The 22033-nt window shown below is 53.1% G+C and carries 15 protein-coding genes; 2 read left to right on the top strand and 13 right to left on the bottom strand.

Annotation, left to right across the window (positions count from 1 at the left end):
• Positions 1-52: 52 nt before the first annotated feature.
• The 4 genes from MKY59_RS06080 to MKY59_RS06065 all read right to left on the bottom strand — a co-directional run bounded on the left by MKY59_RS06080 (position 53) and on the right by MKY59_RS06065 (position 8809).
• Positions 53-211 (bottom strand): hypothetical protein, encoded by a 159-nt coding sequence (locus MKY59_RS06080; RefSeq protein ID WP_236415245.1) that lies wholly within the window; start codon positions 209-211, stop codon positions 53-55.
• Positions 212-439: 228 nt separating this feature from the next.
• Positions 440-5038 (bottom strand): glutamate synthase large subunit, encoded by a 4599-nt coding sequence (gene gltB, locus MKY59_RS06075; RefSeq protein ID WP_339276570.1) that lies wholly within the window; start codon positions 5036-5038, stop codon positions 440-442.
• Between the two features lie 705 nt (positions 5039-5743).
• Complete coding sequence (locus MKY59_RS06070) at positions 5744-8029, bottom strand: YhgE/Pip domain-containing protein (protein WP_339276569.1); 2286 nt, start codon at positions 8027-8029, stop codon at positions 5744-5746.
• Between the two features lie 198 nt (positions 8030-8227).
• Positions 8228-8809: a TetR/AcrR family transcriptional regulator gene (locus MKY59_RS06065; protein WP_236415250.1), complete on the bottom strand. Its 582-nt coding sequence runs from the start codon at positions 8807-8809 to the stop codon at positions 8228-8230.
• A gap of 353 nt (positions 8810-9162) precedes the next feature.
• Here MKY59_RS06065 and MKY59_RS06060 point away from each other — a divergent pair, with 353 nt between their 5' ends.
• Positions 9163-10377 (top strand): glycosyltransferase, encoded by a 1215-nt coding sequence (locus MKY59_RS06060; protein ID WP_236415252.1) that lies wholly within the window; start codon positions 9163-9165, stop codon positions 10375-10377.
• A 275-nt stretch (positions 10378-10652) separates the two neighbouring features.
• Here the strand turns inward: MKY59_RS06060 and MKY59_RS06055 are convergent, their stop codons facing one another.
• Positions 10653-11507: a cell wall hydrolase gene (locus MKY59_RS06055; RefSeq protein ID WP_339276566.1), complete on the bottom strand. Its 855-nt coding sequence runs from the start codon at positions 11505-11507 to the stop codon at positions 10653-10655.
• A gap of 125 nt (positions 11508-11632) precedes the next feature.
• On the bottom strand, positions 11633-12196 hold the full coding sequence (thpR, locus tag MKY59_RS06050) for an RNA 2',3'-cyclic phosphodiesterase (protein ID WP_236415256.1): 564 nt from the start codon (positions 12194-12196) through the stop codon (positions 11633-11635).
• 238 nt (positions 12197-12434) lie between these two features.
• On the opposite strand from thpR, the gene MKY59_RS06045 reads away from it, so the two are divergent.
• Positions 12435-13391, top strand: coding sequence for a D-2-hydroxyacid dehydrogenase (locus MKY59_RS06045; protein WP_236415258.1), 957 nt, complete (start codon positions 12435-12437; stop codon positions 13389-13391).
• A gap of 74 nt (positions 13392-13465) precedes the next feature.
• Here the strand turns inward: MKY59_RS06045 and MKY59_RS06040 are convergent, their stop codons facing one another.
• The 7 genes from MKY59_RS06040 to MKY59_RS06010 all read right to left on the bottom strand — a co-directional run bounded on the left by MKY59_RS06040 (position 13466) and on the right by MKY59_RS06010 (position 22015).
• Positions 13466-14443 carry an RsmD family RNA methyltransferase gene (locus tag MKY59_RS06040; protein ID WP_339276564.1) on the bottom strand — a complete coding sequence of 326 codons (978 nt, stop codon included), beginning with the start codon at positions 14441-14443 and terminating at the stop codon, positions 13466-13468.
• 41 nt (positions 14444-14484) lie between these two features.
• Positions 14485-16197 carry a methyl-accepting chemotaxis protein gene (locus MKY59_RS06035; protein WP_339276563.1) on the bottom strand — a complete coding sequence of 571 codons (1713 nt, stop codon included), beginning with the start codon at positions 16195-16197 and terminating at the stop codon, positions 14485-14487.
• 278 nt (positions 16198-16475) lie between these two features.
• On the bottom strand, positions 16476-17492 hold the full coding sequence (locus MKY59_RS06030; RefSeq protein ID WP_339278336.1) for an MsnO8 family LLM class oxidoreductase: 1017 nt from the start codon (positions 17490-17492) through the stop codon (positions 16476-16478).
• Between the two features lie 198 nt (positions 17493-17690).
• The gene (dgt, locus tag MKY59_RS06025) at positions 17691-19106 is read right to left on the bottom strand and encodes a dGTP triphosphohydrolase (protein ID WP_236415263.1); all 1416 of its coding nucleotides are present in this window, start codon (positions 19104-19106) and stop codon (positions 17691-17693) included.
• Positions 19107-19393: 287 nt separating this feature from the next.
• A complete protein-coding gene (locus tag MKY59_RS06020; protein ID WP_236415265.1) occupies positions 19394-20170 on the bottom strand; it encodes an ABC transporter permease in 777 nt (258 codons plus the stop codon).
• A gap of 13 nt (positions 20171-20183) precedes the next feature.
• Complete coding sequence (locus tag MKY59_RS06015) at positions 20184-20960, bottom strand: ABC transporter ATP-binding protein (protein ID WP_339276562.1); 777 nt, start codon at positions 20958-20960, stop codon at positions 20184-20186.
• Between the two features lie 29 nt (positions 20961-20989).
• Positions 20990-22015: an ABC transporter substrate-binding protein gene (locus tag MKY59_RS06010; RefSeq protein ID WP_236415269.1), complete on the bottom strand. Its 1026-nt coding sequence runs from the start codon at positions 22013-22015 to the stop codon at positions 20990-20992.
• Positions 22016-22033 lie beyond the last annotated feature (18 nt).

Raw genomic sequence — 22033 nt, 5'->3', positions numbered from 1 at the left:
GGGTTTTTTCGTCTCTTCTTTATTTCCCTCCGATCCATGTATGTCATTGCGGTCAAGAACGCTTGCCGGTCGCGGAGGATACGAATTGTTCCCAGCGTTCAGGTTTGATCCCGCATTGCAGCAACACCTTGGTGATGTCCAGCTTGGTAGTTTCCACCGGTTTGCCTTTTGTCGGTCTAGGTCTGCGACTGTGTGGATGCTTCATATTCATTCCGCTAACCCTCTCTTTACTATACTTTCCTGACTCCAAAACTGTTCTTATTATACTTGAGTTGCCATATCTATGTTGTCGTCTTGTGGCGAGAACGTTTTTGAGGGTGGTTCTAATTTTGTCGAAAACAAAACAGGAGCCTAACGACACCAATCGCGTTGTCGTTAGGCTCCTGCTTTTATTTTCGGTTATATAATGAAGCAAAATGTTTGAATATAAACGGACGGCTTAGCCTCCGGTTCGAGCAAGCTCACGCATATTGGCTTCGAAAGCGGCCAGCAGCGCAGCTTCGCCCGTCAGGCCCGAAGCCTGTGCACGCTCAATTTGTTCCGTCATGCGTTTGAAGTCCTTCGGAATGACACGAACGAAGTCAGCCAGGGATGACTGCCATTGATCCAGAATGCGCTGACCCGCTTCACTGCCAGTGAAGGCCACATGGCGCTGGATCATGCCGCGCAGTTCGGCACTCTCTTCCGTGCTTTCCACACGTTCAAGCAGAACCATCTCCAGGTTGCACCGCTGCAAGAATGTGCCTTTCGGATCATAAACGTATGCTATGCCTCCGGACATTCCTGCCGCAAAGTTACGGCCTGTATCGCCGAGCACGACAACGCGCCCACCGGTCATGTATTCACAGCCATGGTCTCCCACGCCTTCCACGACGACGTTAGCCCCCGAATTACGAACCGCAAAGCGTTCGCCGGCGATTCCGCGAATGTACGCTTCCCCGCTGGTTGCTCCATACAGGGCGGTGTTGCCGATGATGATGTTTTCCTCAGCCGCAAATGTCGCTTTCGGAGAAGGCATCACAATCAGTTTGCCTCCGGACAGTCCTTTGCCTACATAGTCATTGGAATCCCCTTCAACCGTCATCGTCATGCCTTTTGGAATAAACGCACCGAAGCTTTGTCCCGCAGAGCCGATGAATTTGAATTGAATGGTATCCTCAGGCAGTCCGGCAAGACCATACTTGCGCGTAACCTCGCTGCCCAGAATGGTTCCGACGGCACGGTTGACGTTGGTGATCGGCAGCACGCCTTCCACCGGTTGCCCGGATTCGAGCGCAGGCTGCGCCAGCGGCAGCAGCTGCTGCATATCCAGCGTTTCTTCCAGACCATGGTTCTGGAACTGCGTACGGTAGCGCGCAGAACCTTCCGGCATTTCCGGCACGTGCAGCAGCACGGACAGATCCACGCCTTTTTTCTTCCAATGGTCCGCGGCATCCGCAGCTTCCAGACAGTCGGTACGGCCAACCATCTCTTGGATCGTGCGGAAGCCCAATTCTGCCATGATTTCGCGCATTTCTTCGGCGACGAAACGCATGAAGTTTACGACATGGGCCGGATCGCCCATATAATTTTTGCGCAGTTCCGGATTTTGCGTGGCCACGCCCACCGGACAAGTATCCATTTGACATACACGCATCATGATGCATCCCAGCGCCACGAGCGGTGCCGTCGAGAATCCGTATTCTTCGGCTCCAAGCAGAGCCGCAACTGCAAGGTCACGACCATTGAGCATTTTACCATCGGTCTCCAGCACGATGCGATCACGCAAGTTGTTGAGCATCAACGTCTGGTGTGTCTCGGCCAAGCCAAGCTCCCACGGCATGCCCGCATGGCGGATCGAGCCTTGAGGTGACGCACCTGTACCCCCATCGTATCCGCTGACGAGAATGATGTCTGCACGGCCTTTGGCTACGCCGGCCGCGATCGTTCCTACGCCCACTTCGGATACCAGCTTCACGTTGATTTCCGCGCGAGGGTTGGCGTTTTTGAGATCATAGATAAGCTCCGCCAAATCCTCGATGGAGTAGATGTCGTGATGCGGCGGCGGAGAGATCAGACCTACGCCAGGCGTTGATCCGCGGACCTCGGCAACCCAAGGATACACTTTGCGTCCAGGCAGCTGCCCGCCCTCGCCCGGTTTCGCGCCTTGGGCCATTTTGATCTGAATTTCGTCCGCATTGACCAGGTAGTTGGACGTTACGCCGAATCGGCCGGACGCAACCTGCTTGATCGCGCTGCGACGGGAATCGCCGTTGGCATCCGGCACGAAACGTGCTGGATCCTCCCCGCCTTCGCCCGTGTTCGATTTGCCGCCGACGCGGTTCATTGCAATCGCGAGGTCCTCATGCGCCTCTTTGCTGATGGAACCGAAAGACATGGCTCCCGTTTTGAAACGACGCATGATCGCTTCGAGCGGCTCAACCTCATCCAGCGGAATAGCTGGACCGACCGGTTTCAGCTTCAGCATGGAACGGATGGTGAGCATTTGCTCGTTCTCGCCCTGTACCAGCTTGGAATACTTTTTGTACAGTTTATAATCACCGGTGCGAACGGCGTGCTGCAGCGTGTGGATCGTTTGCGGGTTGAACAGATGCTCCTCCCCGTCATTGCGCCATTGGTATTCACCGCCGGAATCCAGCACTTTGTCATTGCCGTCCTTCTCCGTAAACGCGCGGTTGTGGTGGCTAAGCGCCTCCGCAGCGACTTCTTCCAAGCCAATCCCGCCGATCCGGGAAGGCGTCCAGGTGAAATAGCGGTCTACGAAATCGGATTTCAAACCGACCGCTTCGAAGATTTGTGCTCCGCGATAGGACTGGATCGTGGAAATCCCCATTTTGGACAGGATTTTAATAACCCCTTTGGTCGCCGCTTTAATATAGTTTTTAACCGCCTTCTCATGCGAGATGCCGCGCAGCATGCCTTGGCGGATCATGTCATCCAGCGTTTCGAATGCCAGATACGGGTTCACGGCGCTTACCCCATAGCCAAGCAGCAGGGCATAGTGATGAATGTCGCGCGGTTCTCCCGATTCCAGCAAAATGCTGACTTTCGTTCTTGTCCCCTGACGGATCAGATGATGGTGCAGACCGGCAACGGCAAGCAATGCAGGAATGGCCGCATTTTCCGCATCCACGCCGCGGTCCGACAGGATCAGGATGTTGTGCCCTTTATCGATAACGCGATCCGCTGCTTCGAAGAGCAGGTCCATCGCTTTGCGCAATCCTTCCGCGCCTTCTTTCGCCGCGAAGAAGATCGGAATCGTCATCGAGCGGAAGCCCGGACGGCGGACGTGGCGGATTTTCGCAAAATCCTCGTTGGACAGAACCGGCGTCTCGAGACGAATCTGACGACAGCTCTCCGGTTCCGGGTTCAGCAGGTTGCGCTCAGGCCCGATGGTCGTTGCCGTCGAGGTTACGATCTCCTCACGAATCGCATCGATCGGCGGGTTCGTGACTTGGGCAAACATCTGCTTGAAGTAGTTGTACAACCGCTGCGGGCGATCGGACAACACCGCAAGCGGTGCATCGTATCCCATCGAACCTGTCGCTTCCATTCCGGTGGACGCCATCGGCTCCAGAATTTTGCGCAGTTCTTCGAAGGAATAACCGTACGCAAGCTGCAGCTGGGTCACGTTATCATGCTTCGGCTCCGGCAGCTCAGGCGCTTCAGGCAGTTCCTTCAGGTCTACGAGATGTTCGTCCAGCCATGCCTGGTACGGATTTTCAGCCGCGATTTTCGTTTTTGCTTCCTCATCGGAGATAATGCGTCCTTCCTGCGTATCCACGATCAGCATCCGTCCAGGACGCAGACGGTCTTTGTAAAGGATGTCTTCCGGTGCGATATCCAGTACCCCTACCTCGGAGGACAAAATAATGCGGTCGTCTTTCGTTACATAATAACGGGCAGGACGCAAACCGTTGCGGTCCAGCGTTGCGCAAATTTGCACGCCGTCGGTGATGCCCATCGCCGCCGGTCCATCCCATGGCTCCATCAGCGTGCTGTGGTATTCATAAAATGCTTTTTTGGCCGGATCCATGCCTTCATCCGTGCTCCACGGCTCCGGTACCATCATCATGGCCACCTGAGGCAGGGAACGTCCGCTCAAATAAAGGAACTCCAGCGTATTGTCGAACATCGCGGTATCCGAGCCGTCCGGGTTGATGATCGGTTTCACTTTGTCGATGTCGCTGCCGAACACTTCGCTCTCGAACAGCGACTGGCGAGCATGCATCCAGTTCACGTTGCCGCGCATCGTATTGATCTCGCCGTTGTGGATCATGAAGCGGTACGGATGCGCGCGTTCCCAGCTCGGGAACGTGTTCGTGCTGAAACGGGAGTGCACGAGCGCGATCGCGGATTCCACCAGGTCCTCCTGCAGATCCAGGTAAAATTCTCCGACCTGCTCTGTCGTAAGCATTCCTTTATATACCACTTTGCGGCAAGACAAGCTTGGCAGATAGAAGGAATCGCCGGCTTGCGCCTCAGGCGAATAACGGATCGCCAGCTCCGCGCGTCTGCGAATGACGTACAGCTTGCGCTCGAAAGCCATCTCGTCCTTGATGTCCTCGGACTTGCCGATGAATACCTGACGGACATGAGGTTTCGCTGCAAGCGCGGAACGACCCAGCATGCCATCGTAGGTAGGCACATCGCGGAATCCGAGCACCGTTTGGCCTTCTTCTTCAATGATTTTTTTGAGGCTTTCCTCATGGGCGCCGCGAATGGCCGGATCATGGGAAAGGAAGAGCATGCCTACGCCATAATGTCCTTGTTCTGGCAAAGCAAAACCGAGACGTTCCGCCTCCTTCGCAAAAAAGCGATGAGGAATCTGGATCAAAATACCGGCTCCGTCACCGGAATTCGGTTCACTGCCCTGTCCGCCACGGTGCTCCATGTTACTGAGCATGGTCAGCGCCTGGCTAACGATATCGTGTGAAGCTACACCTTTGATATGGGCCACAAAGCCCATTCCGCATGCATCTTTTTCGAATTGCGGGTCATACAGACCCTGTTTGGGTGGTAATCCGATCTGTTTCATGGAACGCAACCTTTCTATTAATGAAGTATTTCGGAGATCCAGACTTTGGCGACAAGCAACATTGAGACGGGAGGAGCCGGCAACTTGATGCAAGTGCCTGCCAAAATTGCGGAGTGGCGGCACAATGGCCGTCCGATTCAAGAGCGCTGTCGTAGTTCGGTATATGCCTTGAAGGTTACATGCCGTCCGCGGCCCGGGCGGGCACGAATGCATGATGATTGGCATTTTCGGCCACTGGCATGGCCGTTAAAAATGGAGCGACGTGTTTAATAAGTTCTATCATTTTAACACCGACCTAACATCAGCGCAATTTAAACTTTTTAATACCTCTGATAAGAATTGTTTTGCAGTGAAGCGTTAGTGCGGTAACGCTAAAATCCAACTCTTTTTCGAATAATTATACACATTTCGCGCAAGAGTACAACTGATTTTATCTGCTGACAAAAGAAAAACATTCCATATGGGGCCTGCATTTCCCCCTCTTTTCGCCAAAATCGGATCCGGCGGTCCAGCAAATCGCGCGCCAGGCATGCAATCCTATGCAAAAATAGCTTATGCCCTTTTTAGGGGGCATAAGCTATTTGCACTTTTTGTACACTATATTGCATAATTTTGATAGTGAATTGATCGTTTTTCAACCACTTTCACATCCCGGTTTCGAACGAACCACCAAAGGCCGGTTCCAAACTCCGGTTCACTTCAATATTATGCCGTCACGACTTGACCCGATTCCGCTGCTTCCGCCGCTTTTTTCGTGCGACGTTTGCCGTTCCAAAGGAAGAAGCCCAATGTGAGCAGCACCGATGCACCCGCATAGATGGCGAGTATTCCGGCCTGATGCCACATCACGTCAAAGTTGCCGCTCGAAACGACGGCTTTGAAGCCCATGATGCTATGCGTCATCGGCAGCCAAGGGCTGAACGATTGCAGCCAGCCTGGAATCAATTCCACCGGGAATGTTCCGGCGCTTGCCGCCAACTGGAATACCAGCAGCAGGATGACCACGTAACGCCCAGGCAGGTCGAGCCAGGTTACGAGCGCCTGCACGATAAACATGAAGGTCAGGCCCGTAATGATCGTGAACAGGTAGAACAGCGGCACGCTGTGCGTTTCCAGACCGAGACCATAGAGCATAAAGCTGGCCACAATGACCGACTGGAACACGCTCATGCCACCAAAGACAAGTGTACGGCTGACAAACCGGCTCCAACCGGATGCGTTCGGCACGGACGTGTCACGCATTTTTAGAATGATCGTGGAAATGAGCGATCCAACGAACAACCCGATCGACAGGAAGAACGGCGTCAGTCCGGTACCATAGTTGGATACCCCTTCGGCTTCGTTCTCCGAAGAGTTCACCGGTTCGGCGAACATGCTAACCACATCATCCGTTTTCTTCACTTCCGACGTTTTGTCGGCAGCGTCATTCAGTTTGGTGGCAAGCTCGCTAGAACCGTCCTTCAGTTCGGACAAGCCGTTTGACAGCTTGCCTGCACCATCGCCGAGCTGTTTCGATCCATCGGTCAGCGTGCTGACACCGTTGCTGAGCTTGCTCACACCCGTTTGCAGCGCGCTTGTGCCTGTACCCAGCTGTTTGGCACCGTCCGCCAGCTGCGTGCCGCCGCTCGCGGCTTCGCCCAGCTTGGCGGTGAATTGTTTCAGCCCGTCGGACAACTTCGCGCCGCCTTGGCTAAGTTGACCGGCTCCTGTCAGCAGCTGCTGCTGACCGTTTACCAGTTGGTCTGCACCGGCAAGCAATTGTTTCTGGCCGTCATGCAATTGGGCAGCTCCTGCGGCAAGCTTCTGGTTGCCCTCATGCAATTGCGCTGCCCCTGCGGCCAGCTGCTGCTCGCTCTCGTGCAGCTGCGCGCTGCCGTCGGCTACGGCCTCACTTGCAGCCACCAGCTTCTGCACATCCTCGCTTGCGGCCAGTTCCGGATTCGACGCCGCAAGCTGCTTCAAGCCGTCGGCAACGCTTTTCGCTCCGCCGGCCACCTTTTCGCTGCCGTCCACCGCAGACAGCAGTCCGTTTGACAGCTTGCTGCTGCCCTCCACTGCGCTTTGCAGCCCTTCGGACAACTGGGCGCTTCCCTGTTCGGACGATTGGAGCCCGGTTTGCAGCTTGCTCGTTCCATCCAGGGAGGACTTAAGTCCTGCAGCCAGCTTGTCGCTGCCTTCTTTCAACTGGTCCGCACCGCTTTGCAGCTGCGTTTGGGCCGCTGTGTGAAGTTGATTCAATCCGGACACCAGGCTCGCCGTTCCTGTTTCGAGCTTACTTGCGCCGGTATGCAGCGCACTGACGCCATCGCTCAGCGGAGACAATCCTTTTTGGAGTTCCAATGTCCCGTCGGCCAGCTTCGCCAAATTATCCTTGAGCTTCACTGCGCCGTCGTCCAGTTCGCCAGCACCGTCCGTCAGCTTGCCTGCGCCTTCGCCTGCATCAGCCAATCCGTCCGATACTTCGGAGAACTTGTCGAGCAGCGTTTCCGCATAGGCCTCGGTCACTTTGGCGGACACCTTCGATTTCAGGTCCTTGATGGCCGTTTTGCCGATCTGCGCACCGACGAAGCTGTAATTGCCGTTCGGCTCGTAGATCAACTCCGCAGGCTGCGGTTTGTCGTCCAGCAGCGTTGTCGCCTGGGACGAGAAATTTTGCGGAATCGTGATCTGCATGTAGTACTTGTCATCCTGAATGCCTTTTTTGGCTTGCTCCGCGGATACAAAGTCCCACTTGAAGTCATCGTTCTTTTTGAGCTCGTCGATCAGATCGTTGCCGATATGAAGGGATTTGCCTTCAAGCTCAGCTCCTTTGTCGAGATTGACCACCGCAACCGGCATCTGATCCACTTTACCGTATGGGTCCCAGTATGCGGCAAGGTAGATACCGCTATACAAAATAGGAATAAACATGACAGCAATGACGGGGATCAACACCTTCGGGTTTCTCACGGCCGATCCCACATCCTTGAAAAACACGGATAATGATTTCAATTGGTTTCTCCCCTTACTTCTCTCTGCTCATGGAGCAGGACTTATTATGAAATTTTCAGAAATACGGAATGACCACTTTCCCCAAACGGTCAATCCAGAGCAAAAAAACAACCTGTCTCCCGACAAGCCTCACTGCCGCAACCTATGCATGGATCATGCTCCTCAAACGTCATTCTACTATTATAGAACAAGTATGGTTTACGTTGCTGCAGCAATTCCTTCCATTAAAAAAAGGCGAAAATGATTCTTGATTTCCTCTTTGCCAAGAGGTTCATGCTGTTTGTTCCAATCCGAGGTCAGCGCAATGTACAAGCGGATCATCATAAAAGACACGATGTTCGGATCGCAGTCCTTGATTTCCCCGCGCTCCTTTGCCTTCTCCAAGTGACTGGCCAAAAAGTCGGAAATGACCTTCTCTACTTTTTCCAAGCCGTCCTTGGCCTGCAGCGTCCCGAAATCCTTCAACTCCTGGGAAAGCTTCACAAGCAGCTCATGATCGCGTCGGAATTCCAGCAACGAGTCCAGCACCCGAAACAAATTATCAAAAAACGTGCTCTCCCGGTGAACCTCCCTGTGGGCAATGTTCTTCATTTCCTGGATCACTTCCACCAGAATCTGGTCGAACAACTGCTCTTTATTCGTGAAAAAAGTGTAGATCGTCCCTTTGCCGACATTAGCGATCTTCGCCACCTGATCCATCGTGGTTGCCTTATAGCCGAACATGGAAAACGACTGCGCAGCCGCCTGTATCACCTGTTGTCTCCGGTCGATCGGAGCCATCTCTCCCCCTCCTTTGCATGTTATTCCACTTATGAATGACCAAAAATACAATTTAGTCATTCGGTCAAAAGTTACAATACCACCATATTGAACAGATTGCAAGACTAACATCCCAAATTTGTGTTAATTTTTTTTAACCGAAATGCAGTGGAAACCGTTCCTGTCGTCGTCTATAGTTATGGTGTCATACTCAACACGGGCAGACATGAAGTCTAGTGGTATCAGAATCGTAAAAACGTGTAAACATTAATGAATGAACATCATTCATCATTCCACTGTATATCCATGTAGTAACAAGCCTTAGGCACAGCGATAATCGTTATATATGAAAACTTATGAATAAAGGTGAACTCATGCGAAAACCAAGAGTACTCTTGCTATCGGAAGGTTTCGGCACCGGTCACACTCAAGCCGCCCATGCACTTGCGAGCGGCATCAAACAACTCAACCCCCAGGTTCATAGCCGCGTCATCGAACTCGGAAAGTTTCTTAACCCTACGATGGCTCCGCTGATCTTCTCGGCATACCGCAAGACGTTGTCCGTCCAGCCCAAGCTGGTCAGCCTGCTTTACCGGACACAATATAATAAATCGCTGAACGGCTTCACCAGGCTTGCTTTGCACCGCATTTTTTATACGCAGACGGCCCAGGTCATTTCCCAATTGAAGCCGGATGCCGTGATCTGTACCCATCCTTTCCCGAATGCGGTCATTTCCCGGCTCAAGCGCCAGGGGCTCAACATTCCGCTGTATACGCTTGTCACGGATTACGATGCCCATGGTACCTGGATTACGCCTGAAGTAAACCATTTTCTGGTCCCTACCTCTCAGGTCAAAGCACTGCTTGAAATTCGCGGCGTTGATCCGGCCCGCATTCGGGTCACAGGCATTCCCGTGCATCCCGATTTTTGGGAGCAGGGCGACAAAACGCTGATCCGGCGCGAGCTTGGCCTGGAGCAAATGCCCACGGCCCTGCTCATGGGCGGAGGATGGGGACTCTCCTTTGACGAAGACCATCTAAAGTCGCTTGCATCCTGGGCAGATCGCATCCAGCTGCTCTTCTGTCTGGGCAGCAATGCCAAAATGATGGCGAAAATGAAGGAAATGCCTTGCTTCCAGCATCCCAATATCCGCATTATCGGATACACCCGGGAAGTCAGCAAGCTGATGGATGCGTCCGACGTGCTCATCACGAAGCCTGGCGGCATGACCTGCACGGAAGCGATGGCCAAAAAATTGCCCATGCTGTTCGTGCCGCCCCTTCCCGGACAGGAAGAGGAGAATTGCGAGTATTTCGTACAAGCAGGATACGGCCAAGTCATTCACTCACCTGAAGTCATCGCGAATTATTTCGGGCAATTAAGCACGGGAGGCACGTTATCGCCAGAGCCTTCAAGCCAGAAAACGATTCATTCTCCGAAAACACAAAGCTATGATCCGACGTGCTGTGCCCAAACGGTTCATGACTTATTGTTCCCGATGGCGGCAGAATTCATATCAGCGCCCAAGGAGCTCGTTTCAGCCGGAATTACAGCCAGATCTTTGTCAGGTACCCGTTTGCCGTATTAACCTCTCTATGACCCCTTAGAATCGATCTGAGAGGACGTTAGAAGAATATGCACGAAATAAATTTGTACAGATAAATAAGGTCCTCGTCCATCAGCATGGACGGGGACCTTGTCATTTTAATGAACGATCACCGAATAACTACCGCAAAAAAGGAAATACTTAACGGTGAATATTCGAAATAACGCCCTGCAAATTCGCTTTTTTCCCGAGGGAAAATCGTTGCAAAAAACATCGAGTAGTGAACTACCCTGCCTGTTTGCAGAATTAAAGGGCCTTTATTTATAAAAAGTATGATTTCCGATGGTCTTGACTTTTTTCTGCGATTTGGCGACCGTCAAGTCGTCCGCCAGCGTCAACGAAAGAAAATAATACGTATTATCCGGTACTTCCTTCGTTCCATTCAACGCGGCATTCACGGCCCTGACACACTCCTCGTTCGGAGTTACGCGATCCAGGCGCCCGTTAGCCACAGGACTGAATTGGGATTTTTGATAGATAACCTTGTGAATGGTATCGGGAAAATTGGCTGACCGCAGCCGGTTCAAGACAACGTTGGCCACTGCCACTTTGCCTTCGTACGGTTCGCCTTCCGCTTCTGCCATGACGATTTTCTGCAGCAGAAACAGCTCTTTATCGGACACAGTATACGACCAGGTGGCTGATTTCCGGTCTTCCTGACTGAGCAGTTTGGTCCGCGTAAAGTATAGTTTGTGGGGGGGAGTTGTCGTTGCAGCAGCCGCTTTGGCCTTTTTCGTTCCGGCCAGCTTTAACGCAGCTTCTTTCTTCGCTTTGGCCTGAGCTGCAGCCTGAACCTGTCGTTTGGCCTTGGCTTCCTCTTTCTCCTGCTTGTCCAAGGCAGTCGTGAACCATTTTTGCGCAGGTGTCGCATGTTTCCAATCGGACTGGAGGGACGTGCTTGCGGACAGACTGGTCCTGTCTTCCATCACTCGCCTATCTCCTGCGGCAACGGATTGTCCGTCAGGCCCTGGCGCCGCCACTTCGCTCATTTGTTTGCTTTCACTCGCCTCATTCCATTTCCCGGATGCCTGAACTAAATTTACCCCCAATATGCACACAAGCAGCACAGATAACATCGGTGCTACCCAACGATTTTTGTTTATAAGATCCATCTCGAAGATTCCTCCTGTCGCAGCAATTCCCTAAACTAAGTAACCTCAAAAAAAGAAATTGAATAACGTTGGCTAATATTACATAGGGATAAACGTAATGTCAATGTGATTTTATGTAAAAATACTTATTTACAGGAAAATGAAAACGTATCCACGACCTCGTACATGGGGATTTGTCCAAGCCTTGTCACATAAAGTACAAACCCATCTACCGTCCATGAATTCACAGGTGAGGAATGTCCAGGGAGCAGGTCAAAAATACCATTTTGCGTATGTTCTGGAACCTGACCCACGAATTTGCGCGCCATCGTGATGTGCGGGCGATACGGTCTCAGCTCTGCCTGAAAACCCAGTTGGGCCGTTGACTCCACGATATGTTTTTGCAGAGAGTGCAATCGCTCCACGTCTCCGCTAACACCCTTCCACAAAACCTTCGGTGCACGTTCAAGCCCGAATGTCCCCCAGTCGGATATGTTCAAGGAAAACGGTTGGAATGCCAAGCTTGCCTCCCTCAGCACTTTCTTCAACTTCCCGATTTCGGCAGAAGGCGTATCTCCCAAAAATTGCAAGGTAATATGGTAGTCCCTATGATCCGTCCATTTGCGAAAATCGAGCCTGGTCTGCGCCCATTCCGCCTCCAACCGAAGAAATTCCTGAAGTTTGGACGGCAAACGAATCGCTGTGAACAATCTTTCCCTCCCATGGGAAACACCACCAAAACTATTATGTAAATCATTACTCATTGTATCCACCCCGCTAAAGTATGATCTATTATTCCATATTCAAAGAGATTCTTTCAAGTCGCCTACGTCCAGATTGACATAGAACAGAGCGATATTCATGAGGCTTCATACCTGCCTTCTCTGCACATTCTGCTCAAATTTGTTAAAATTAAATCAGACTACATTCAAATTCAGGAGGGCAATCATGGGTAAAATCGTATGTTTTCCAACATTATCCAAGGAACAGAAACAACGGATTACGGATGCTGCACCTGGTTATTCGCTCATTGTCGGCAAAGCCAAAGAACTGGATCCCAAACAATTGGCGGAAGCCGAGATCATTGTCGGCTGGTCCCCATTGATCACTGAACACGTTTTGTCGCAGGACAGTCCGTTGAAGTGGATTCAGGTGTGGTCCGCGGGTGTCGACAGCCTTCCCTTTGCCCAATTGGAACAAAAGAACATTCGGGTCACCAGCGCCAACGGCGTACATGCTGTTCCCATCACCGAAATCATTTTGGGCATGATGCTTTCCCATAGCCGTTGGTTAAGACAAGCTATGCTGCATCAACAGCATGCCGAATGGACATCCCCAGGCAAGCCGCTGCCCGAATTGAATGGCAAAACGGCCGTCATCGCCGGCGTCGGGGAAATCGGAACGGAAACCGCGAGAATCCTCAAGGCCCTCGGCATGAAAGTCATTGGCGTGCGCCGTTCAGGCAAGGACGCTCCCCATGTGGATCGGATGTACGATATGTCCGGCTTCCACGAAGCGTTGGCACAGGGCGACTACATCATTAACATTTTGCCGCTTACCGATGAAACGCATCATGCATACAATGATGCCGCGTTCGCGCGCTGCAAACCGGGAGCATGCTTCGTCAACGTGGGACGCGGTCCCAGCGTGGACACCGCCGCCCTTCTTCGCGCATTGGATAACGGATCACTGGCTTTCGCGGCACTGGACGTCTTTGAAGAAGAACCGCTGCCCGCCGACCATCCGTTGTGGAGCAAGGAGAACGTGCTGATCACGCCGCATATTGCCGGCAGCACGGAGCTATACACCGACCGGGCATTGGATATTTTTATCGATAACCTGCAAACGTATCTGGAAGACGGGTCTTTGCACCGCAATCTGGTGGATTACGAGCACAAGTATTGAATCAGGCAGCACAAAGAACCTCCGAATCCGCTGCGGCGTCCTGCCTTCGGATCGGAGGTTCTTTTATTTGGTCGTTATTCGCTGCACAACCAGACGTGACGGATAAACGTGCCTTTTCTGACGGTTCGATGCTGCAGCACCCTCCATCCCGCCTGCTCCAGGCGATGTTCCACCCTTTCGGTGGAAACGATGACTGCTCTTCCCGACAATCGGCGCAGGCTCGTCAGCATCATCCGTTGTTCCTCATCCGGCAGCACCGAGCAAAGATTGTACGGCATGTCCAGAATCGCCGCATCGTATCTTCCCTGGAGGTCGTTCATGTCCCCGAGTGCAACGAGTTCCGAATCGTAGCCGTAATGGGACAGATTGACCCGGGCCCCCTGAACCGCAAGCGGGTTCAGATCATTGCCTTCGGTTTCGATGCCCATCGATAAAGCTTCGATCATCACCGTGCCCATCCCGCAGCACGGATCGAGCAAACGGCGGTTTTCCGTTTCGGGAAGCGCAATGTTGACAAGCGCCCTGGCGAGATGGACAGGGAGCCCTGTGGAGTAATTTTGCGGCTTATGCCGGTGATCGTACCAATCCCGGTCTGCTTCCGTCCATCGACCGAAGAGCCATTTTCCGCCAGCCTGTATTAGGCCAAAAGTCATTTTTGGGTGTTTCATCCTAGCCGTTCCGCGAATGCACATGCCGATTTCCCTTTCCAACAAACGCGCTTGCCCGAAATCGGGCATGTCGTCCCCTTCTTTCAAGCAAACCACCTTGAACGTCTCACCCTCGGCCAGACGAATTGCTGCAGCGATCGGCTGCAGTTCGGACACCGTTCTCTTTTCGGCGATGATATCCAGCCTGCCCCGGATAAACGGGCTTCGCCCAGGTGCAATGCGAATCGCGGAGCGCACATAAGAGCGGGCAGAATCATCCATTTCTACTCCGGAAAGCAGCATCGTTTCCAGTTCAAGCGCACAAATTTCACGCTCGTTTTCATGACAGGCAAAAGTATACAAATACGGGGTATTGGCGCCGCCATCGGCAAGCTTCTCTTTCACAATGTTTATCCGTCCTTCATGCTTCTTCTATAATAAGAAGATTATATTTTCAGTTTTTCGATGGAAGTGAGCAGATCGCCGGACAACGCCTTCAATTGCTGAACATTGCCGCTGATCGTCTCCATTGAGCTCACCTGTTCCTCGGCCGAAGCCGATACTTCCTCCACGCTCGCTGCCGTTTGCTCGGAGACCGCCGAAATCTGTTGACTGAACCCGTTCATCCTTGCACTGGCTTCCTGCATGCCCTTCAGGCCTTCCGTCATCTTGGCGATCACAACGACCATGCTTTCCACCGATTCGCTAATGTTCCGGAACAATTCGCCCGTCGCCTGAACCTGTTCCTGTCCGCGTTCCGTCTCCTGCACGCCCAGGCGCAGCTCTGCCACAACACCCTGCGAATCCTGTTGAATATCTTCCGTAATGGCCGTAATCTCCTCCACCGAGGCTTGAACGGCTTCGGACAGGCTGCGCACCTCTGCTGCCACAACCGCGAACCCTCGTCCGCTCTCACCTGCACGCGCAGCCTCGATCGAGGCATTCAATGCAAGCAGATTGGTTTGGCGGGCAATGTCACGAATGACCTGGACCAACTTGGAAATATCCTCGTTTTTTCGATCCAGTTGTTCCATTTTGCTCATCGAAGCAAAGACGGTACCGGCGATCAGCCGCATCTGCTGCACCGATTGCTCCATCACCATACGGCCATTCAAACCTTGCTCAAGCACCTGATCCGACATGGCCTGAAGCCGCCGTCCCTGCTCGGCATGCTGTTGAATATGGCTGTTCAGCCCCGTCACCGCCCGTGTCGATTCCACGGCAGTCATCGCCTGGCTTTCGGCCGCCCTGGCCGACTCTTCCATCGTTGCGGCGATTTGCCTGCTGCCGATTTTGACCTCCTCGGATGCAACCGTAAGATCAATGCTCTGACGATTGACCGACTCCGCGATCCGTCTGACGTTCAAGACCATGGACGTCAGATTGCTTTTCATTACATTCACGGCTTTTGCCAAAGCGCCCACTTCATCCTCGTATTTGGTATGTACGTCCTGCACATTCAATTGGCCTTCAGCAATCAGTTTAACCGCGCTGATCACCCGGAGAAGCGGTCTGACGACCTGCGAGCGAATGATCGGGATGGACACGGCGGTAATCAGGATCATGGCCAGCACTCCAAGCATGATGGTGATTCTGCCATCCTGCACGATGCGGATGGTTCGCGCCGCAGCGATATCCGATTGTTCCCGGTTATACTCCACCAGGTAATTCAGGTTCACCTGCAAATCATCGAAAGAGGCAGCCCCTTTTTCAGATACTTCCTTCGCCAATTCCGTCTGTCCTTCATCGCTTAGCTTGATCGCCTGCACGTTCAGTTTAAGGTAGGCCTCCCATTTGGCTTTGAAATCGGACCAATGCTGCTGCTCCTCATCGCTTTTCGCCTTCTGATCATAAATTTTGATCGTCTGGGCCGTTTCGCGTATATATGTGGTCCGTTCTTCGGACAATGACTTCTTTTCCTCTGCCCGTGCATCAAAATGGCGGTAGCTGAGCGACAGGATATGCTCTGTCGTATAATTCAGATGGTTGATCTGCTGGATCGCCGGCATCCATTTGTCCGTTATATCGTTCGTATTCGCCTCCATCGAATTCAAGCGGCCAATCACCGTGACGCTTAGAACGATTAAACAGAGGAGTAACAGATAAAACGCGATGCTGATGCGCAGGCCGATGCTCTTGATCCTGAATCTGCCGAACATTTGGTTTCCCCCTTGTGTTTGATGTGGCCATGAATTCGTTTTCGAACCTTTTGTCATTGATTTACCCTACTATGGTCATCTTGCAAAAAAACATATATTCATATTTTTTTCATGAATATATAGACGCAAAAAATTATAACATGATATTTTGCAAGACATGCTTGGTTTTGTTAAATCTATGCCTGCATGTTAAAGAGCTGCAGCACACGGGAAATCGCGTCCTGCAGCTCCTCTAATAGTATCACAAATCGGCAATCCGGTTGCCTGAAAATGGATCGTTAAGCCTTGCATGAATGAGCAAACACGCATTCAGCCAACAATCGGTAGGAAGACAGTCTGCGTTCATAATCCGGCCCGCCCGTGACGGCAAGCAGCTGATGGGTTCCCAACCGGCTTGCGAGCCCTTTCAGCTCCGTCCATACCTGATCCGCCGTACCGGCATAATGCCGTTTCGGGCCTTGTCCTCCGGAAGGGGGAGCTTCATCAGCCGAAGGGACTGCTTTCGAATCGGCTCCGCGGGATTGACGTTTCCGCTCCATCTCCATGCTCCAATCGAGCGCCTCTTGTTCCGTCTCGGCACACAGCACGCTAACGGCAACCATGACCTCTGGCTCTGTCCGGTCGGCACTAGGGATGAATCCATCCCGATAACGACGAACCGCCTCCAGGCCGTCCGTATCGCTCATGAATTGGCCAAAGGCGTAACCCATGCCGAAACGCGCCGCATATTCGGCACTCTTCATATTCGTGCCCAGCATCCACAAGGATGGCGATTTGCCCGGAATCGGTCTTGCCCGTACGGGATGCTCCTCGTAAGCATAACGGTCCTCGAGCAGCTGGGTCAGGGCGGTTAACGATTCCGGAAGCTTTGATACGTGCTGCAAATAATTGCCGCTTAGCGCCATCGCCGCATGAGGACCTCCGCCAGGGGCCCGGCCGAGGCCAAGCTCGACGCGTCCAGGGTAAAGCGCAGACAGCAGCCGAAACGATTCGGCGACCTTCAGCGGGCTGTAATGCGGCAGCAGTACCGCCCCGGAACCAAGGCGGATGCTCTTGGTCAGCGCCCCCACATGGGCAAGCAGCACCTCCGGCGATGCCGAGGCCAGCTCCTCCATATCGTGGTGCTCCGACGTCCAATACCGCGAATACCCCCATGCTTCGGCATGCTGCGCCAACATGACGGCCTGGCGCAGCGCCTCTTCTGCCGACGCTCCGCCCAGCCTCGGCACCAGGTCAAGCACGCCGAGACGAGCCTTCTCGCGAACGCTCTCGCCAGTACTTCTTTCTGCCTCCACAGATCTGTCTAGAGTCAAATCGTTCCCTCCTCCCATACTGAACTTCAAACACATTCGCATTTGTGCAACGATCTCAAGCACATTCGCATTTATGCAACGAGTTCAACCATATTCGCATTTGCGCAATTAATTCCAAACTGATTCGCATTTGTGCAATTCCCTCGCAGCATACAACCGCCCCATGCTGTTGGCAGCAGATTAGTCCAGATCGTAAATGGAGCCCACTTTCAGTCCGTACAATTCATTATATATTTTCTCGGCAAAGGCATCCGTCATGCCCGCGATGTAATCGATCACCATATGCTCCCAAGTCCAGATCGGCTGTGCCTTGGCCTGATCCTTCTCATAGCGCTGCAGCCAATCGGAAGGAATGATCGATTTCGACGTTTCGGGATCAAGGAACGCATCCCACAGCCGCTTAATCATCCATTCGCTGCGTTTCTGCAGCCGTTGTACCCGCAGGTCGCGAATCATCGTTACCCAGGCAAAGCTTTTCAGCACACTCACCGTGCGCAGCATGTCGAGATCCTCGGTCCCTTCGCGCACGAAGGTTACTTTCTTCCAATCCCCGTCATCGATGACGCCCAGGCTGCCCACGAAGAGACTGACCCAATACGCCTTGACCTCGCGGCGGGTGCGCGAATAATCATGCTCGCAGAAAGGCATTTTCTCATTCCAGACGCGCAGGAACGTCACCAGCACCTCATCTACTTTTTGCGCAATCGCTTCGCGGGTCCAGCCGCTCCAGAACGAATCCTCCAGCGTCGTAATTTTGTCCACGATCAGCTTTTTGATGTGCGGATCTTGCAAAAAGTGCTCATGCACCTCGATTTTGCCGGCCTTGATGCCGTCTTCCAAATCATGCGCAGAGTACGCGATGTCGTCGCACAAGTCCATGAGCTGCGCTTCCAGCGTTTTTTTGCCTGCCGGGATATCCCAGCGGTTCCGCACCTCGCGGATGTACTGCCATTCATGGTGATACATGCCCTTCTTGCTTTCCGTGCCCGGGTACGGGTACTTGTTGATGCCGAGCAGCACCGCGTCGGACAGGTTCAGCCCGTCGATATCTTCGCGCTTTTCCAAAAACATGATCAGCCGGAAATTATGTGCATTTCCCTCGAAATGCTCATACTTGCGTTTTAGCTCGGCCCGGATTTCCGGCTCCTGCTGCGGCGATTTGGCGCCACGGCTTTTCTTCATGATTCGTTTGACCTCGGCGTTGATGAGATCATCCAAAATGCCATCCAGCACTTCCTCCCCTTTATGCCCAAACGGAGGATGTCCGAAATCATGCGCGATCGCCGCACATTCCACCACTTCCGAATCGATGATCAGGCCAGGGCTGTCCGCCTGTCCCAGATCCACCTCGGGATACCGACGCAACAGGCTGCGGGCCGCTTCGCGCGCAATCTGCGCCACTTCCAGCGAATGGGTCAGGCGCGTCCGGTAATAATCGCCCGTTCCTGCGCCAAATACCTGCGATTTACCCTGCAAACGGCGAAAGGTAGGCGAATGGATCAAGCGGGAATAGTCCCGTTCATACGCCGCTCGGGCACCATCCTGTTTCGCAAGCTCGGGATACTGTCTATGTTCTCTCAGATCGTTCCATTGCATGTTGATCACTCCTAGCCGACTGTCTCTATTTTGAGTGATTATACACAACATCAGCGGTTTCGAAAAGCAAAACCTATCTGAGATTGTCATCTCTTCTCACATCATTTTGTGAAATACACTCATCTCCTTCCATTATACCCTGTCAGTCTATCATGCGTGCACCTTCCATCGTACAAACAACTCATGCCATGGTACGTTGATTACAGCCAATGCACAAAAAAAGCGATCCGCAAACCGTGTCGTCTGCGAGTCGCCCATGTGATCATTTGTGCCAAACTCGGAGGAGCTTACCTTTTCCATGCCGGCGAACTGACGACGCCGTATCTGCGGAGGGCTCTGCGCCCAAACCAGTTGAACAGCCTGTCGGTGGCAAACCCCATAAAGCCCAGGCAGATCAAACCAACGAAGATCCAGTCTGTGCGGAAAAAGAGACGCGAATTCCAGATCAGATAACCGACACCTTCATTAGAAGCAATCATCTCCGCCCCGATGATGGCCATGTAAGAAGTCCCCATGGCGAGCCTTACTCCGGTAAAAATATATGGCGTTGTGGCCGGTACTACCACATGCAGCAAAATCTGCCACTCACTAGCGCCCATGCTGCGGGCGGATCGGATTTTGTCTTCCTCCACGGCAAGCACGCCGGTTAACGTATTAAGAATGACGATAAAAAAGGTCGCATACATGATCAGCGCGATCTTCGACTGCTCGCCAATGCCGAACCAGACCAGGAACAACGTAATAAACGCGATCGGCGGAATAAAGCGGATAAAGTTCAGGAACGGCTCTGCGAACACGCGAATGACGTGCACCTGGCCGATGAGCAGTCCGATCGGAATGGCAATCAGACTGCCGAGAACCCATCCGATCAGCACGCGTTGAAAACTGATGGCAATGTAATGCACCAGCGTGCCGTCGGCAATCAATTCCTTGGCTCCCAGCACGGTGGCCCACGGTCCGGGAATGACGTCCGGTCCGTAGATCAACGCCCCCGTCTGCCAGATGCCGAGCACGACCAACCACAATATCGGGACCGTTACCCATTTGCGTTCCAACCATTTCATGGCATCCTTCCTCCTATTCCCCAAAATGGCTGCCGATCCGCTCATAGAGCGCCCCGAATTCCTCGGAGGCGATATTGCGCGGATAAGGCAAATTCACGTCATAGATATCCGTAATGTTGGAGGATGGCCCCACAGACATAATGCCGATCCGATCGCCGAGCAGCAGCGCTTCCTGAATGTCATGGGTGACGAAAATAACCGTCTTGTTCGTCTCCCGCCAAATGTTGACCAGTTCCTTCTGCATCGTCCGGCGCGTCATCGCGTCGAGCGCGCCGAACGGTTCATCCATCAACAGGATGGCCGGATCGTTTGCCAGCACCCGGGCAAGCTGCACGCGCTGTTTCATGCCGCCGGACAGCTCTCTCGGAAATTTGGATTCGTGGCCGCTCAAGCCAACCATCGCAATGAACCGATCCGATATCGCCCGGCGATCTCCCTTGGGCACATGTGCCATGCGCAGGCCGAATTCCACGTTCTCCCTGACGGTCAACCATGGGAACAGCGAGGAATCCGCCTGCTGGAACACCATGGCCCGGTCTTTGCCCGGTTTGACGACCTCCCGTGCATTGACCTTCAGCTGTCCGCCCGATTTCGAAACAAACCCTGCGATCATGTTAAGCAGCGTCGATTTGCCGCAGCCGCTCGGTCCAAGCAGGACAAAGAACTCTCCTCCCCGAATGACCAGGTTCACGTCTTTGATAATATAATGGACATCCCCTGCCGCCACGTCGTTGTAGCTTTTGCGAAGCTGCTCGATCTCAATGGCCGATACCGTCGCCGATGTTGACATATGCAAGCCCTCCTTCATATACGATTCATCTATTTTCCGTAAGTGACCTGGTCCGGCAGCGCCCTGCGCAGCGGTTCCAGATTCAATTTGCTTCCGAGATCGAAATCCTGTTGAATGATGCCGTTATCGACCATGTATTGCTTCTGGCCAGCCAGGCTGTCATAGGCCGCTTGCGTGAAACCGACCTCCCACGGATTGATCGGCAGATCTTTCAGCGTTGCTTCCTTCGGCTGCTTGGTTTCCTTGTACAGCAAATCGGCCACTTCATCCGGATGGGCCTGCGCATATTCCGAAGCTTGGCTGAGCGCCTTCAGGAAACCGCTAATCGCTTCAGGGTTCGATTCGATGAATGCATCGCTCGCCACAAGCCCCATGCCCAGCCGCACCGACGTTTGCGACATATCCGTCAGTTGGTGCACGTTGTCCAGTGCATCGAATTTGTCGGTCAGCGCCGAACCGATGACCCAAGACGCATCCAAATCGCCTTGCTTCAACGCAATGTATGCTTCGTCAAAAGAGCCCTGCCCCACCTGCGTGGCGTCCTGAACCGCCACGCCGTTATCCTTCAAATATTCATCCCATAGATACGGAATGAACGTGCCCCGCAGAAAACTCAGCTTCTTGCCTTTCAGATCGGCGGCAGATTGGATGTCGTTGTTCACGTACAGCTTCCAGGCCGCGGCCGCCTGATCCGTTGCCTGCCCGGCCGAGGCGATGATGGAGTAGTCGCCCTTGGATATGGCGTTTAATACGGGAAAGTCCGCGCCGTATGCAATATCGACCTGGTTGATGAACAAGGCGTTGACACCTTCAGCAGGTGTGCCGAACGTAATGCTCTCAGCGTCAATGCCTTGCTCTGCAAAGAATCCTTTGGCGATACCGACGCGAAACGTCGGGTTGCTTGCCGTATCGGCAATCCGGATTTTCACCTTGGCCCCGCCTGTTTCAGCACCGCCTGTTTGGGCTTCAGCCTTTTCTCCCGGAGCGCAACCGGACAGCACCAGCATTGCCGTTACAAGGAGCAGCATGGATGTATGAATGAATGTTTTTTTCACGAGGACCCACCTCTTCGT

This window comes from Paenibacillus sp. FSL W8-0426 (assembly GCF_037969725.1).
In the GTDB taxonomy this organism is placed as follows: Bacteria; Bacillota; Bacilli; order Paenibacillales; family Paenibacillaceae; genus Paenibacillus; species Paenibacillus hubeiensis.
Note: the sequence above shows the minus strand (reverse complement) of the source record. Positions and strands in the feature narration are given on the sequence as shown.

What these genes read in the sequence shown, in the direction of transcription:
- MKY59_RS06080 (WP_236415245.1), bottom strand. Translation starts at nt 211, where the DNA reads ATGAATATGAAGCATCCACACAGTCGCAGACCTAGACCGACAAAAGGC.
- gltB (WP_339276570.1), bottom strand. Translation starts at nt 5,038, where the DNA reads ATGAAACAGATCGGATTACCACCCAAACAGGGTCTGTATGACCCGCAA.
- MKY59_RS06065 (WP_236415250.1), bottom strand. Translation starts at nt 8,809, where the DNA reads ATGGCTCCGATCGACCGGAGACAACAGGTGATACAGGCGGCTGCGCAG.
- MKY59_RS06060 (WP_236415252.1), top strand. Translation starts at nt 9,163, where the DNA reads ATGCGAAAACCAAGAGTACTCTTGCTATCGGAAGGTTTCGGCACCGGT.
- MKY59_RS06055 (WP_339276566.1), bottom strand. Translation starts at nt 11,507, where the DNA reads ATGGATCTTATAAACAAAAATCGTTGGGTAGCACCGATGTTATCTGTG.
- MKY59_RS06045 (WP_236415258.1), top strand. Translation starts at nt 12,435, where the DNA reads ATGGGTAAAATCGTATGTTTTCCAACATTATCCAAGGAACAGAAACAA.
- MKY59_RS06035 (WP_339276563.1), bottom strand. Translation starts at nt 16,197, where the DNA reads ATGTTCGGCAGATTCAGGATCAAGAGCATCGGCCTGCGCATCAGCATC.
- dgt (WP_236415263.1), bottom strand. Translation starts at nt 19,106, where the DNA reads ATGCAATGGAACGATCTGAGAGAACATAGACAGTATCCCGAGCTTGCG.
- MKY59_RS06020 (WP_236415265.1), bottom strand. Translation starts at nt 20,170, where the DNA reads ATGAAATGGTTGGAACGCAAATGGGTAACGGTCCCGATATTGTGGTTG.
- MKY59_RS06015 (WP_339276562.1), bottom strand. Translation starts at nt 20,960, where the DNA reads ATGTCAACATCGGCGACGGTATCGGCCATTGAGATCGAGCAGCTTCGC.